The organism is Cryobacterium zhongshanensis (genome assembly GCF_022760445.1).
GTDB lineage: Bacteria > Actinomycetota > Actinomycetes > Actinomycetales > Microbacteriaceae > Cryobacterium > Cryobacterium algoricola.
Genome location: NZ_JALGAR010000002.1, coordinates 221,892 through 234,690, shown reverse-complemented (window position 1 = coordinate 234,690; position 12,799 = coordinate 221,892). Strand labels below are relative to the sequence as shown.

Annotated in this window: 15 protein-coding genes; all 15 read right to left on the bottom strand. The window is 70.4% G+C overall.

The window, feature by feature from the left end:
* Window positions 1–4: 4 nt before the first annotated feature.
* Window positions 5–178 (bottom strand): hypothetical protein, encoded by a 174-nt coding sequence (locus MQH31_RS09615; protein ID WP_166792679.1) that lies wholly within the window; start codon window positions 176–178, stop codon window positions 5–7.
* Window positions 179–190: 12 nt separating this feature from the next.
* On the bottom strand, window positions 191–403 hold the full coding sequence (locus MQH31_RS09610) for a hypothetical protein (RefSeq protein ID WP_243011849.1): 213 nt from the start codon (window positions 401–403) through the stop codon (window positions 191–193).
* Between the two features lie 5 nt (window positions 404–408).
* Window positions 409–1,941, bottom strand: a complete 1,533-nt coding sequence (gene lysS, locus MQH31_RS09605) for a lysine--tRNA ligase (RefSeq protein ID WP_243011848.1) — start codon at window positions 1,939–1,941, stop codon at window positions 409–411.
* Between the two features lie 114 nt (window positions 1,942–2,055).
* Window positions 2,056–2,946 carry a pantoate--beta-alanine ligase gene (gene panC / locus MQH31_RS09600; protein WP_243011847.1) on the bottom strand — a complete coding sequence of 297 codons (891 nt, stop codon included), beginning with the start codon at window positions 2,944–2,946 and terminating at the stop codon, window positions 2,056–2,058.
* Window positions 2,943–3,737, bottom strand: a complete 795-nt coding sequence (locus MQH31_RS09595; protein ID WP_243011846.1) for a Rossmann-like and DUF2520 domain-containing protein — start codon at window positions 3,735–3,737, stop codon at window positions 2,943–2,945. Before MQH31_RS09595 ends, panC begins: the two co-directional genes overlap by 4 nt.
* Window positions 3,734–5,446 carry a PH domain-containing protein gene (locus MQH31_RS09590; RefSeq protein ID WP_243011845.1) on the bottom strand — a complete coding sequence of 571 codons (1,713 nt, stop codon included), beginning with the start codon at window positions 5,444–5,446 and terminating at the stop codon, window positions 3,734–3,736. Before MQH31_RS09590 ends, MQH31_RS09595 begins: the two co-directional genes overlap by 4 nt.
* Window positions 5,443–6,003, bottom strand: coding sequence for a PH domain-containing protein (locus tag MQH31_RS09585; RefSeq protein ID WP_243011844.1), 561 nt, complete (start codon window positions 6,001–6,003; stop codon window positions 5,443–5,445). Before MQH31_RS09585 ends, MQH31_RS09590 begins: the two co-directional genes overlap by 4 nt.
* Window positions 5,996–6,481: a DUF3180 domain-containing protein gene (locus tag MQH31_RS09580; RefSeq protein WP_243011843.1), complete on the bottom strand. Its 486-nt coding sequence runs from the start codon at window positions 6,479–6,481 to the stop codon at window positions 5,996–5,998. The genes MQH31_RS09585 and MQH31_RS09580 overlap by 8 nt, the downstream gene beginning before the upstream one ends.
* A complete protein-coding gene (gene folK / locus MQH31_RS09575; protein ID WP_243011842.1) occupies window positions 6,478–7,098 on the bottom strand; it encodes a 2-amino-4-hydroxy-6-hydroxymethyldihydropteridine diphosphokinase in 621 nt (206 codons plus the stop codon). Before folK ends, MQH31_RS09580 begins: the two co-directional genes overlap by 4 nt.
* Window positions 7,095–7,460 (bottom strand): dihydroneopterin aldolase, encoded by a 366-nt coding sequence (gene folB, locus MQH31_RS09570; protein ID WP_134446294.1) that lies wholly within the window; start codon window positions 7,458–7,460, stop codon window positions 7,095–7,097. The genes folK and folB overlap by 4 nt, the downstream gene beginning before the upstream one ends.
* Complete coding sequence (folP, locus tag MQH31_RS09565) at window positions 7,457–8,263, bottom strand: dihydropteroate synthase (RefSeq protein ID WP_134535678.1); 807 nt, start codon at window positions 8,261–8,263, stop codon at window positions 7,457–7,459. Before folP ends, folB begins: the two co-directional genes overlap by 4 nt.
* Window positions 8,260–8,829: a GTP cyclohydrolase I FolE gene (gene folE / locus MQH31_RS09560; RefSeq protein ID WP_243011841.1), complete on the bottom strand. Its 570-nt coding sequence runs from the start codon at window positions 8,827–8,829 to the stop codon at window positions 8,260–8,262. Before folE ends, folP begins: the two co-directional genes overlap by 4 nt.
* Window positions 8,830–8,836: 7 nt before the next feature.
* Window positions 8,837–10,849: an ATP-dependent zinc metalloprotease FtsH gene (gene ftsH, locus MQH31_RS09555; protein ID WP_243011840.1), complete on the bottom strand. Its 2,013-nt coding sequence runs from the start codon at window positions 10,847–10,849 to the stop codon at window positions 8,837–8,839.
* 87 nt (window positions 10,850–10,936) lie between these two features.
* Window positions 10,937–11,488, bottom strand: a complete 552-nt coding sequence (gene hpt / locus MQH31_RS09550) for a hypoxanthine phosphoribosyltransferase (protein WP_134535681.1) — start codon at window positions 11,486–11,488, stop codon at window positions 10,937–10,939.
* Entirely contained in the window at window positions 11,469–12,758 is a 1,290-nt protein-coding gene (gene tilS / locus MQH31_RS09545) for a tRNA lysidine(34) synthetase TilS (RefSeq protein ID WP_243011839.1), read from the bottom strand. Before tilS ends, hpt begins: the two co-directional genes overlap by 20 nt.
* Window positions 12,759–12,799: the final 41 nt, after the last annotated feature.

Genomic DNA, 12,799 nt, shown 5'->3' with positions numbered 1-12,799 from the left:
GAACTTAGGTGGTCGGCTTCTCAAGGCCGAGTCTGGCGCGTTCTTCGGCCTCGATCTCGGCGTAGACCTTCCGCTCGGTACGGTCGGCCCTGATGATCGAGCGCATGATGACCCAAAAGATCAATCCGAGCGCGACCGTCGGCAGGATCGAGAAGAACGCACCCCAGAAGAAGTCCATAGTTCCCTCAGACTACTTGACGAGGATGCCGTAGAGGCCGGTGCCGACAAAGTAGATCCCGATCGCGGCGACGATCACCCAGAGCACGATCCGGTTGGTCGTGATCGGCTGGCGCTCCTTGGGGGCCTTGTCCTCCGGCGTCGCGTCCGTGGCAGCCTTGTCGACGGCATCCGTCGCCGGGGTTGGCTCTACCGGGGTGTTGTCGTCCTGCGGCTGGGTGCTCATGGCCTTCACTTTACCAACGGGAACAGGATGGTCTCGCGGATGCCGAGGCCGGAGAGGGCCATCAGCAGCCGGTCGATGCCCATGCCCATGCCGCCGGTGGGCGGCATGCCGTACTCGAGGGCGCGGAGGAATTCCTCGTCGAGGCGCATCGCCTCCGGGTCGCCGCCGGCGGCGAGGTTGGCCTGTTCGATGAAACGCTCCCGCTGGATGACGGGGTCCACGAGCTCGGAATATCCGGTCGCGAGTTCGAAGCCGCGCACGTAGAGATCCCATTTCTCGACAACGCCGGCCACCGAGCGGTGCCCGCGCACGAGCGGGCTCGTGTCGACGGGGAAGTCCATCACGAAGGTCGGCCGGGTCAGGCCGCCCTTGACGAAGTGCTCCCAGAGTTCCTCGACGTACTTGCCGTGGATCGGGTGCTCGACCGCGACGCCCTCTTTGGCCGCGAGCTCCTGCAGTTCGGCGAGGGGGGTCTCCGGGGAGATGGTGTGGCCGACGGCGGCGGAGAGGCTGTCGTACATGCCGATCCGGTCCCAGTCGCCGCCGAGGTCGAACTCGGTGCCATCGGCCCAGGTCACGACGTGCGAGCCTGCGATCGCCGTCGCCGCGTTCTGGATCAGCGTCTGGGTGAGGTCGGCGATCGAGTTGTAGTCGCCGTAAGCCTCGTAGGCCTCGAGCATCGCGAACTCGGGAGAGTGCGTGGAGTCGGCGCCCTCGTTGCGGAAGTTGCGGTTGATCTCGTAGACCCGGTCGATGCCACCGACGACCGCGCGCTTGAGGAAGAGTTCCGGGGCGATCCGCAGGAAGAGTTCGGTGTCGAAGGCGTTGCTGTGGGTCGAGAACGGGCGAGCGGATGCGCCGCCGTGCATCACCTGGAGCATGGGCGTCTCGATCTCCAGGAAGTTCCGGTCCGTGAAGGTCTTCCGCAGGCTCGCGACGGTCTGTGAGCGCTGGATGACGCTGCGGCGGGCCTGCTCGCGACTGATCAGGTCGAGGTAGCGGCTCCGCACCCGGGTCTCCTCGCTCAGCTCGGAGTGCAGGTTCGGCAGCGGGAGGAGAGCCTTCGCGGCAACCTGCCATTCGGTGACCATGATGGAGAGCTCGCCGCGGCGGGAGGAGATGACCTCTCCGGCGACGAAGAGGTGGTCGCCGAGGTCGACGAGGTCCTTCCAGGCCGCGAGGGAGTCGACGCCGACGGCGGCGAGGGAGACCATGGCCTGGATCCGGCTGCCGTCGCCGGCCTGGAGGCTCGCGAAGCAGAGCTTGCCGGTGTTGCGGAGGAACACGACACGGCCGGCAACGCCGACGGTGACGCCCGTGACGGCATCCGCTTCGAGGTCGCCGAAGCGGGCACGGACGGCGGGGATCGTGTCGGTGACGGGCACGCCGACGGGGTACGCGCCGCCGCCGGGCGTGGTCGCCGCCTGGATGAGCCGCTCGCGCTTGGCGAGGCGCACGAGCTTCTGCTCGCTGTTCTCCTGCTCGACCTGTTCGGCGGTGGGCTCGGTCTGCTCGGTCGGTTCGGTGTGCTGGCTCATGCGGATCTCCGTTGGCGGTTCAGGTTCGTGCAGGTGCGAGGTCGTGCTCGTGCGGGTCGTGCTCGTGCGGTCGTGCGGGTCGTGCCGGTCGAACGGATGCTGAGGGCGGGCGCTTCAGGCCGGTGCGCTGCCGAGGTCGATGGCCTCGTTGTCGATCAGCCGGATGCTGCCGACGTGGGCGGCGACGAGCATCCGTGCCGGACCGGTGAAGCCCGCCGCGACCGGTTGGAAGTCCTGCGGGCTCACGACCACGAGATAGTCCAGCTTAACCAGTGGCTGGGCGGCGAGGATCGTGTGCGCGGCGACCTGGGCAGCCTGCAGCCCGTCAGGGGCGGCCGCCGCCGCGGCAGCGAGCGCAGCGGAGAGGGCCAGGGCCGCCTCCTTTTCCGTGGGTTCGAGCCGGCGGTTGCGGCTCGAAAGGGCCAGGCCGCTCGGTTCGCGCACGATCGGGACGACCTCGATCTCGGTGCGCATATTGAGGTCGGCGAAGGCCTGCTGCACGAGGAAGACCTGCTGGGCGTCCTTCTGCCCGAAGACGACGACATCGGGGCCGACGATGTTGATCAGCTTGGTCACGACCGTGAGCATGCCGTCGAAGTGGCCGGGGCGCACGGCACCCTCGAGGAGCGCCGCGACCGGGCCGGCGGTGACGCGGGTGTCCGCGGCGCCGTCCGGGTACATCGTGGACACCTCGGGGGCGAAGACGAATGCGACACCCTCCGCGGCGAGCGCCGCGACGTCGGCGTCGAGGGTGCGCGGGTAGGACGCGAGGTCCTCGGTGGGCCCGAACTGGAGCGGGTTGACGAAGATCGAGACCACGACGATGCCCCCGCGGGCGTGGGCGCGGCGCACGAGCGACAGGTGCCCGGCGTGCAGGGCGCCCATGGTGGGGACGAGGACGACCCGCGCTGCGGGGCCGGGCTCCGCGCGGTTCTTCGCGGCGGCGATGCGCTCGCGCAGCCCGTCGATGGTGCTGATGACTTCTGGTTTGATGAGCACGTTCACTCGTCCTCCGTTGTGGTGCGGTCGGTGCGGTCGTTCTGGCCGGTGGGGTCGTCGGGGTCGTCGAGTTCGTCGAGCTCGTCGTCGAGCGCAGACAGGTCGAGGCGGTCCGGCGCGGTGCGGGCGAGGGCGTTCTCCATCGCCGAGCGCATCAGCGGGCCGATCACCCCTCCCGGACGGTCGATGCCGATCGAGCTGAGCAGGGCCGCAGCCTGGTCGACGATCGACGTCGAGAACGCCGTAGCGATCTCGACGGCCTCGGCGTAGCGGGCCCTGTCCCCCTCGGCGACGACGACGGGCTCTCCGCCCATCTCGACGACGAGCGCCTGCCCGATGGGCAGCACGGGCGTCGGCGCGGTGACCGCGAAGTAGCTGTCGGCGAGGCGGGCGAGGTCGATGCTCGTGCCGGTGAAGCTCATCGCCGGGTGGATAGCGAGCGGGATGGCACCCTGGGCGAGGGCCGGGGCGAGCACCCCGATGCCGAACTTCGCCGAGGTGTGCAGCACGAGCTGCCCGGCCTGCCAGGTGTTCGTCGCGGCGAGGCCCGCGACGAGGCTCGCGAGCTGGGCGTCCGGCACGGCGAGGATCACGAGTTCGCTGCGTTCGACGATCTCGGGAACGGTCAGGATCGGCACGAACGGCAGGATCGCCTCGGCCCGGTCGCGGCTGGACTGCGAGATCGCCGAGATGCCGACGATCGCGTGACCGGCTCCGGCGAGGGCCGCGCCGAGAATCGGGCCCACCCGTCCTGCACCGACGATCCCGATGCCGAGACGACCGGGGCGCGCGCTCACAGCGCCGCCTCCGCGGTCGGCGTGACGGGCGCGAGGGGCTGCGCAGGCGGGGCGAGCGGCGCCCGGTTCAGCGGATGCCGCGGGTCGGCCCAGTGATGACTGGTGTCGGCGCGCGCGGAGGAGATCGCTCCCGCGGAGAGGCGCTCGAACAGGCGCTCCCCCTCACGGACGTCGATGACCGGGAGCGCGGCGATGACCGGGCCGGCGACGGTGTGCACGCGGAGATGCGCGAGGCGCAGCATCCGCCGGATCGGACCCTGCTGGATCGAGATGCTCTGCAGCCGCGCGAGCGGAACGAGGACGAGCTCACGGCTCACGAAACCGCGGCGCAGCAGCACCGTGTCGGCTGCGATGGTGAAGCCCGTGCGCCGCCAGGAGAACGGGCGGAGCCAGGCCGCGCGGCGCGGCGCGTTCGTGTACCCGTCGTCGCCGCCGGGCGAGCGCACGCCGTGATCGACCAGCAGCGTCTCCCGGCCGTTCTCGGAACCGGAGTCGCTGTCGAAACCGGGCAGGATCAGTTCGAGCACCCGGGCGACGTCGGTGAGGGTGCCGACCGGGAGCGTCGTGGTGTGCGCCTCACCGGCCGCGCCCTTGTTCGTGGAATGACCCGCGGTGTTGATGCGCACCTGCCACCAGCCGAACGGGCGCCAGATCAGCGGCTGCGAGACCCGGACGGCGTGGATGCGGCCGGGCGGGAGCGTCTCGTTGCTCACCGAGAGCAGACCGAAGCCGACCCGCACACCGTCGGGAGTGCCCGCGATGCTGTAGCGGAGCGACTTCGTGAACCGGTTGAAGTAGAAGCTGAGGCTCGCGATCAGGCCGGGGAAGATCGCGATGAGCAGCCAGCCGCTGCCGCCGGCGGAGACGCTCCAGACCAGCACCGCGATGGCGATCAGGACGAAGACGGTGAATCCGCTGAAGACGACGGAGCCGATCAGCCGGCCGGGCGGGATTCGCACCACGGACTCCGGCGGTGCCGCGTCCGGGTCGAGCTCGGGGGCGAAGAACTCGTGGGCGCGGTCGGTCGCGAAGCCGCCGATGCCGCCGGCGATGCCGCCCGCCGCGGTACCGAGGTAGCTGCCGAGGGACGGGCCGAGAGCGCTGCCGGCCGCGCGGGTCCCGGCGTGTTCGACCCAGTCCTCGCCCTCGGCGGCGGCGTCGGTCGATGCCGGGGCGGGAAGTGCCGCGGCCGCACGGGCACCGGAGGCGAGGTGCAGAATGTCGCGGCGGAGGGCATCCGCTGCGGCGGAGCCGAGATAGGCGAGGTGCACGTTCGCGTCCTGGCCTGCGACGCTGACCTCGAGTTTCGCCGCGCCGAACAGCCGGGGGATGAACGGGCGCACGATGTTGACACCCTGAATGCGGTCGAGGCGGGCGCGGCGGTTGCTGCGGAAGACGAGCCCGCTGCGCACCTCGACGACCTCACCGCTGACCCGGAAGGTGTGCATCCGCCAGGACAGGTAGAAGGCGACCAGGATCACGACGAGGATCACGACGACCCCGAGCAGCGCCCAGCCGACCGCCCCACGACGGAAGAGCTCGTCGATCGGGTCGTCGCCGTAGGTCGGCACGTGGAAGAAGAAGTCGAGCAGGCGCTCCCGGAGATTGCTGATGATGAAACCGAGGATGGCCACGATGAAGAGCCCGCCGCGCAGCAGCGGGCTCGCCGGGTGCAGCCGGTGCCACTCCCCGTCGGCGAGGGTGGTCACAGTCCCGCCCGGCGGCTCTCGGCGAGTTCGACGAGCCGGTCGCGGAGCGCTTCGGCATCGTCGAAGGCGAGGCCGGGAACGAGCACGCCGGAGGAGGCGGCCGCGGTGACGAATTTGAGGTCGGCGAGGCCGAGCCAGCGGGCGACCGGGCCGCGGGTGACGTCGATGAGCTGCATCCGGCCGTACGGCACCGAGACGAAGCGCTGGAACATGATGCCGCGGCGGAAGAGCAGGTCGTCCTGCCGGAGCTGGTAGCCGATCGAACGCACCCGTCTCGGTTCGAACAGGACGACGATCAGGATCACGACGACGATCAGGGCGAGCACGATGGGCGCCCAGGACACCTCGGCGAGGAGCCAGAGGGCGGTCGCCCCGGCGCAGAGGACGAGTCCGAAGATCACGGTGCCGACGATCTCGACGACGACGTAGCGCGGCGAGACCCGTTTCCACTCGCCGTCGACCGGGAGCTCGAGACGACCGTCCGCTTCGAGGACCGGGTCGGGCGCCGGCGCGGCATCCGGTGCCGGGGCGGCGAATCCCTCAGTGGTGTCAGGCACGCACTTCTCCTCGTTTGCTGTCCTCGTCGTCGTCCGGAGGGAGAGTACAGAAATGCTCGGCAACCAAACCACTCGCCAGGAGGACCGCTGCGCCGAACGCCATCCCGATGGTGAGCCATACCGATGCTACCGCCGGAACCACCGAACGGGTCAGCAGATAGAGGCCGAGACCGCCGGCCGCCCCGAGCAGCAGGGCCCCGCTGTACGCGGATGCCTTGGCGAGCGCAGCGACGCGAACCGCCATGAACGGGTTCACGGGCTTGCGCGGCCTGCCGTCCACGGCTCCCCTGGTGGCCTTGCGGATCGGCCAGGCGAGGCCGAAGACCACGATCGCGCACAGCACCAGGGCGAGGGAGATGCTCGCGGGCGGCAGCAGGATCGACCGGCCGGCGGCCGCGAGGGCGAGTTCGAGCAGCAGCCCGCCGACGAGGGAGCCGAGCACCCAGGCGACGATCACGGAGGCACGCGTGCGCTTCATCGGCTCGCCTCCGGGACGGGATAGTGGTGCACGGTCGAATCGATCGCGGCGAGGAGGGTCGACACCGGTCCGCGGCCCGGCAGGACCGCGCCCGGGTCGAGGTCGAGCCAGGGGGCGAGCACGAAGTCGCGCTCGGCCGCGCGCGGGTGCGGGAGGGTGAGCCGGGCATCCGCCTGTTCGAGCGCCCCGAACACGACGATGTCGATGTCGACGGTGCGGTCGCCCCAGCGCTCGGCACGCACCCGGCCGTGGTCGTGTTCAATCGCGTTGACCGCCTCGAGCAGGCCGAGGGCAGAGCCGGCGAAGCGGATGCCGACGGCCAGGTTCAGGTAGCGGGGCGCGTCCTCGTCGACACCGTCCGGCTTCACGGCAGCGGACTCGTAGAGCGGAGACACCCCGGTCACGACGAGCCCGGGCACGGTCGCGAGGTCGCGGACGGCCGCCGCGAGAGTCGCCTCCCGGTCCCCCAGGTTGCTCCCGAGCGACAACACCGCCTCCGTAGCCTCGTGAGGTGTCGCAGATCGACCTTCGCGAGCCTCGCGAACCTCGATCTGCGACACCTCAGCGGGGGTGGGGGTCACGGGGGCGGGGTTCGGCGTCACGGGGGTGGGGGTCACGGGCGGGACCTCGTGATCTGCACGGAGACGTCGGTGAAGGGGACGCTGATCGGCGCCTGCGGCTTGTGCACGGTCACCTGCACGGTCTCGGCGGCCGGGTGGGCGAGTACGACGCCCGCGATGCGCTCGGCGACGGTCTCGATCAGGTCGACCGGGTTGACCGCTGCGGCCTCGGTCACCTCGATCGCGAGTTCACCGTAGTGGATGGTGCGGCTGACGTCGTCGCTCGACGCCGCGGCGTGCAGGTCGAGCCAGACGGTGACGTCGATCACGAAGTCCTGGCCGTTCTCACGCTCGAAGTCGTAGACGCCGTGGTGAGCGGTGACCCGCAGCCCGGTGAGAGTGATGCAATCGCGGATCATGGCTCTATTCTGGCCGACTCCACGAGCGAGAGCACCTTCAGGGCCGCGCGGGTTGCGGCGACGTCGTGCACGCGCACGGCCCAGGCGCCGGCCTGGGCGGCAAGCACGCTGACAACGGCGCTCGGCAGGTCGCGGGCGGGGATCGGGGCGTCGTCCGGGAGCGCGGTCGCGAGGAAGCGTTTGCGGGAGGCGCCGATCATGACGGGAAGGCCGAGCAGGTCGAAGGCGGCGAGGTTGGCGAGCAGGGTCCAGTTGTGGGCGGGGAGCTTGGAGAAGCCGAGGCCGGGGTCGAGCACGATCCGGTCCCGCTGCACCCCGGCGGCGACGAGTGCCTCGACGCGCCAGGCGAGTTCGGCGCGCACGTCGGCGACGACGTCGCCGTAGACCGCGAGGTCGTCCATGGTGCGGGCGTGACCGCGCCAGTGCATCGCGATGAAGGTCAGGCCGGTCTCGGCGGCGACACCGGCCATCTGCGGGTCGGCGAGACCACCGGAGACGTCGTTGATGATGCTCGCCCCCGCGGTCGCGGCCGCGCGGGCGGTCGAGGCGTTGAGGGTGTCGACGCTCAGCACGAGGCCCTGCCGGGCGAGTTCGGTGATCACCGGGATCACCCGGGCCTGTTCGACGGCGGGGGCGACACGGCCGGCGCCGGGCCTCGTCGATTCGCCGCCGACATCGATGACGTCAGCGCCCTCGGACTGCAGCAGGAGACCGTGCCGGATCGCGGCATCCGTCGACGCCCACTTGCCGCCGTCGCTGAAGGAATCGGGCGTGACATTGAGCACGCCCATGATGCGGGTCATGAGCCTGCGCCGATCAGGGCCATCACTTCGGCGCGGCGGGCAGGTTCGGCGAGTTCGCCGCGCACGGCGAGTGTGACCGTCGAGCTGTTGACCTGGCGCGGGCCGCGCATGGTGACGCACCCGTGCACGGCGTCGAGCACGACGAGGATGCCGCGGGGCTCGAGACCGGTCTGGAGCGCCTCGGCGATCTCCTCGGTCAGGCGTTCCTGCACCTGGGGGCGGGCGGCGAGGCAGTCGACGAGTGCGGGCAGCCGACCGAGGCCGACGACCTTCTCACCGGGCAGGTAGGCGATGTGGGCGCGGCCGAGGAACGGCAGCAGGTGGTGCTCGCACACCGACCGGAAGTCAAGGTCGCGCACAAGCACGAGCTCGCCGGTCGTCGGGCCGACCGGGATGGTGTCCCGCAGCAGGTCGAGCGGGTCGGTGCCGAGTCCGGCGAAGAACTCCCCGTAGGACTCGGCGACGCGACGCGGCGTGTCGGCAAGTCCCGGCCGGTTCGGATCGTCGCCGATCGCCGCGAGGAGCTCCGAGACGAGACCCTGGATGCGGGCCCTGTCGACTGCCACCCGGGGCCTAGGCGGTGGCGGGCCGCGGGGTGCGGGCGGGCGCGCGCTTGGGCTTGGCCTCTGCGGCGTCTCCACTGGAGACTCCGCCGTCGACGACGCCCTCTTCGATGGGCGCCTTGGGCAGCGGCATATCGATGGGGGGCACGTCGGAGACCGGGCGTTTGTCGCTCGACAGCCACTGCGGGCGCGGCGGCAGCTTCTCGATGCCGGCGAAGATCGGCGCGAGTTCGGTCTGGCCGAGGGTCTCGTGCTCGAGCAGTTCCGCGGCGAGCTTGTCGAGGATGGCGCGGTTCTTGCCGAGCACCTCGTATGCCTCGTCGTGGGCGGCCTCGAGCAGCAGGCGCACCTCGGTGTCGACGCTCTCGGCGAGACGCTCCGAGTAGTCGCGCTGGTGGCCCATGTCGCGGCCCAGGAACATCTCACCGGATGCCTGGCCCAGCTTGAGCGGGCCGACGGCGGCGCTCATGCCGAACTCGGTGACCATCTTGCGGGCCGTCGCGGTGGCCTTCTCGATGTCATTGCTGGCACCGGTGGTCGGGTCGTGGAAGATCATCTCTTCGGCGACACGGCCGCCCATCGCGTAGGCGAGCTGGTCGAGGAGTTCGTTGCGGGAGACCGAGTAGCGGTCTTCGAGCGGCATGACCATCGTGTAGCCGAGCGCGCGGCCGCGGGGAAGGATGGTGATCTTCGTGACCGGGTCGGTGTTGTTCATCGCGCTCGCGACGAGGGCGTGGCCACCCTCGTGGTACGCGGTGATCAGCTTTTCCTTGTCGCGCATGATGCGGGTGCGGCGCTGCGGTCCGGCCATCACGCGGTCGACGGCCTCGTCGAGGGCGCGGTTGTCGATCAGCTGCGCGTTCGAGCGGGCGGTCAGGAGCGCGGCCTCGTTGAGCACGTTGGCGAGGTCGGCGCCGGTGAAGCCGGGGGTCTTGCGGGCGAGGACCTCGAGGTCGACTCCCTGAGCCATCGGCTTGCCCTTGGCGTGCACCTCGAGGATCTTCTTGCGACCGAGCATGTCGGGGGCGTCGACGCCGATCTGGCGGTCGAAACGGCCGGGGCGGAGCAGGGCCGGGTCGAGGATGTCCGGACGGTTGGTCGCGGCGATCAGGATGACGTTCGCCTTGACGTCGAAGCCGTCCATCTCGACGAGCAGCTGGTTGAGGGTTTGCTCGCGCTCGTCGTGCCCGCCGCCCATGCCGGCGCCGCGGTGACGGCCGACGGCGTCGATCTCGTCGATGAAGATGATCGCGGGGGCGTTCTCCTTGGCCTGCTGGAACAGGTCGCGGACGCGGCTCGCGCCGACGCCGACGAACATCTCGACGAAGTCGGAGCCGGAGATCGAGTAGAACGGCACGCCGGCCTCGCCGGCGACGGCGCGGGCCAGCAGGGTCTTACCGGTTCCGGGAGGGCCGTAGAGCAGCACGCCCTTGGGGATGCGCGCTCCGACGGCCTGGAACTTGGCGGGCTCCTTGAGGAAGTCCTTGATCTCTTCGAGCTCTTCGATGGCTTCGTCGGCGCCGGCGACGTCCGCGAAGGTGACCTGCGGGCTCTCCTTCGAGACGAGCTTCGCCTTCGACTTGCCGAACTGCATGACCTTGTTACCGCCGCCCTGCATGCCCGAGAGCATCAGCCAGGCGAAACCGCCGATCAGGATCACGGGCAGCAGGTACCCGAGCAGGGTCACGAGCCAGTTGGTCTGCGGGACCTCGTCGGTGAAGCCGCCGGAGAGGTCGGCGTCGGTGACGGCCTTGACGACCTCTGAACCACGCGGGGCGACGTAGTAGAACTGCACCTTGGTGCCGAGCTTGTCGTCTGCACTGGACAGGGTGAGGTCGACGCGCTGTTCGCCGTCGACGATCTTGGCCTCCGAGACCTTTCCGTCCTTGAGGAACTGGAGTCCCTGTGCGGTCGGAATCTCTCGGAACCCGGACATGGTGATCAGACTCGACCCTATCCAGACGGCGATAATCGCCAGAATGATGTAGAGGAGTGGCCCGCGGAGTAGCTTCTTGACGTTCATCGTGTTGTCAGGCTACCGTGCCCGCACTGGACGGTGACCGTGTGTTCGCCCTGAGCGCGATGCAAGGCCGAGGCAGGCATCCGTTGCTCAGGAGTAGATGTGAGGAGCGAGCACCGCGACGGAACGCAGGTTGCGGTACTTCTCGGCGTAGTCGAGGCCGTAGCCGACGACGAACTGGTTCGGGATGTCGAAGCCGAGGTACTTGACGTCGATCTCGACGCGGGCGGCGTCGGGCTTGCGGAGCAGCGCGCAGATCTCGACGGATTCCGGCTGGCGGGACTTGAGGTTCGCGATCAGCCAGGAGAGGGTGAGGCCGGAGTCGATGATGTCTTCGACGATGAGCACGTTGCGGCCGTGCAGGTCGGTGTCGAGGTCCTTGAGGATCCGGACGACGCCGCTGGACTGGGTTCCGGAGCCGTAGGAGCTCACGGCCATCCAGTCCATCGCGATCGGGTGCTTGAGTTCGCGGGCCAGGTCCGCCATCACCATGACGGCACCCTTGAGAACGCCGACGAGCAGGAGGTCCTTGCCCGCGTAGTCGGCTTCGATCCGGCGGCAGAGTTCGGCGAGGCGGCCGTGGATCTGCTCTTCTTCGATCAGGATTTCGGTGAGGTCGCCATCAATGTCGCGGGGTTCCATGGGGGAGGGAGGGTCCTTTGCTTTGTGCGTATTCAGTTGGCCGAGCGTGCCGTGCGAGGCCGGGCCCGGTGAAGACGAGCCAGCCGTCGTGCCGTACAACTCTAACGCCTGGCAGGTCGAGCGGGCCCTGGCCGTGCCAATCGGTCACGAGCCGGCCGACGGCCAGGGTCGCCCCGCGGGGAAGGGCCAGCACTACACCGCCCGGAATGTGCCGTGCGCTGGGGCCCGCGGCGGGCGGCTCGGCGGGCGGCATCGCGGCCTCGGGCAGGGGCGCTGGCGCCGTGGGCCGCAGGACGGCGCGAGCCGCGGCGAGGCGGATCAGCCGGTTCTGCAGCGCCGCCGGCTGCGCTGCGAGCATCGAAACGGGCACACGGATGCCGTCGGCAACGGCCTCGAAGCACCCTTCGGCGAGCTCCAGCGTGCGTTCCCGGAGGGCTGCGTCGTCCTCCCGCAGCAGGTCGGCGGTGCGGGCGAGCGCCTCGGCTACGCCGGGACCGAGCTCGCGCTCGAGCACCGGCAGGACCGTCTCGCGCACCCTGACGCGGGCGAACCGGTGTTCCGCGTTGTGCGGGTCCGTCCAGGGGGTGAGGCCGGCATCTGCGCAGGCCGCCTGGGTCTGGGCGCGGCGGATGCCGAGCAGCGGGCGGAGGTAGGGACCGCTGACCCGCAGCATGCCGTGCAGGCTGACCGGGCCGGAACCGCGCGCGAGGCCGAGCAGCACGGTCTCAGCCTGGTCGTCGAGGGTGTGCCCGAGCAGGACGTGGGTCGCGCCGGTGTCGGCGAGTGCGCGGACGAAGGCGGCGTAGCGGCCGGTGCGGGCGGCGGCCTCCGGGCCGCTGTAGCTCTCGGCGGGGTCGGTGTCTGCGGCACTCTCCCGGTGGGTCTCGCCGTGGTCGACGGTGATGCGCACGACGAGGACGGGGTCGAGGCCGAGCGCAGTGGCCTGCCGGGCGGCCTCGGCGGCGACGTCCGCGGACCCGGCCTGCAGGGCGTGGTCGACGATCACGGCCCCGGCGCGGAGTCCCGCCCGCGGTGCCTCGAAGGCCGTTCCCGCCGCGAGTGCGAGGGAATCGGGGCCGCCACTCAGGCCGACGAGGACGAGGCCTCGGGTGTCGGGGGCCGGACCGTAGCTGTCGGGGGCGGAGGGGCCGGACCCGGGGGCCGGGGGCGTCGCGGAGGCGCCGAGCCAGGCATCCGCCAGCACGGTGCGGATCGCCCGGCGGATGTCGGCGATCTCCGGTGTCAGTCTCGGGCGGCGCGTGGACTCCATCCAGTAACGTTATCCGGAGACTGTGAACAAGGGAGAGACCA

Bases quoted from the DNA above. Each gene is read 5' to 3' on its own strand.
- ftsH (WP_243011840.1), bottom strand. From the start codon at position 10,849: ATGAACGTCAAGAAGCTACTCCGCGGGCCACTCCTCTACATCATTCTG.
- MQH31_RS09610 (WP_243011849.1), bottom strand. From the start codon at position 403: ATGAGCACCCAGCCGCAGGACGACAACACCCCGGTAGAGCCAACCCCG.
- MQH31_RS09580 (WP_243011843.1), bottom strand. From the start codon at position 6,481: ATGAAGCGCACGCGTGCCTCCGTGATCGTCGCCTGGGTGCTCGGCTCC.
- folB (WP_134446294.1), bottom strand. From the start codon at position 7,460: ATGATCCGCGATTGCATCACTCTCACCGGGCTGCGGGTCACCGCTCAC.
- lysS (WP_243011848.1), bottom strand. From the start codon at position 1,941: ATGAGCCAGCACACCGAACCGACCGAGCAGACCGAGCCCACCGCCGAA.
- MQH31_RS09615 (WP_166792679.1), bottom strand. From the start codon at position 178: ATGGACTTCTTCTGGGGTGCGTTCTTCTCGATCCTGCCGACGGTCGCG.
- folP (WP_134535678.1), bottom strand. From the start codon at position 8,263: ATGACCCGCATCATGGGCGTGCTCAATGTCACGCCCGATTCCTTCAGC.
- hpt (WP_134535681.1), bottom strand. From the start codon at position 11,488: ATGGAACCCCGCGACATTGATGGCGACCTCACCGAAATCCTGATCGAA.
- tilS (WP_243011839.1), bottom strand. From the start codon at position 12,758: ATGGAGTCCACGCGCCGCCCGAGACTGACACCGGAGATCGCCGACATC.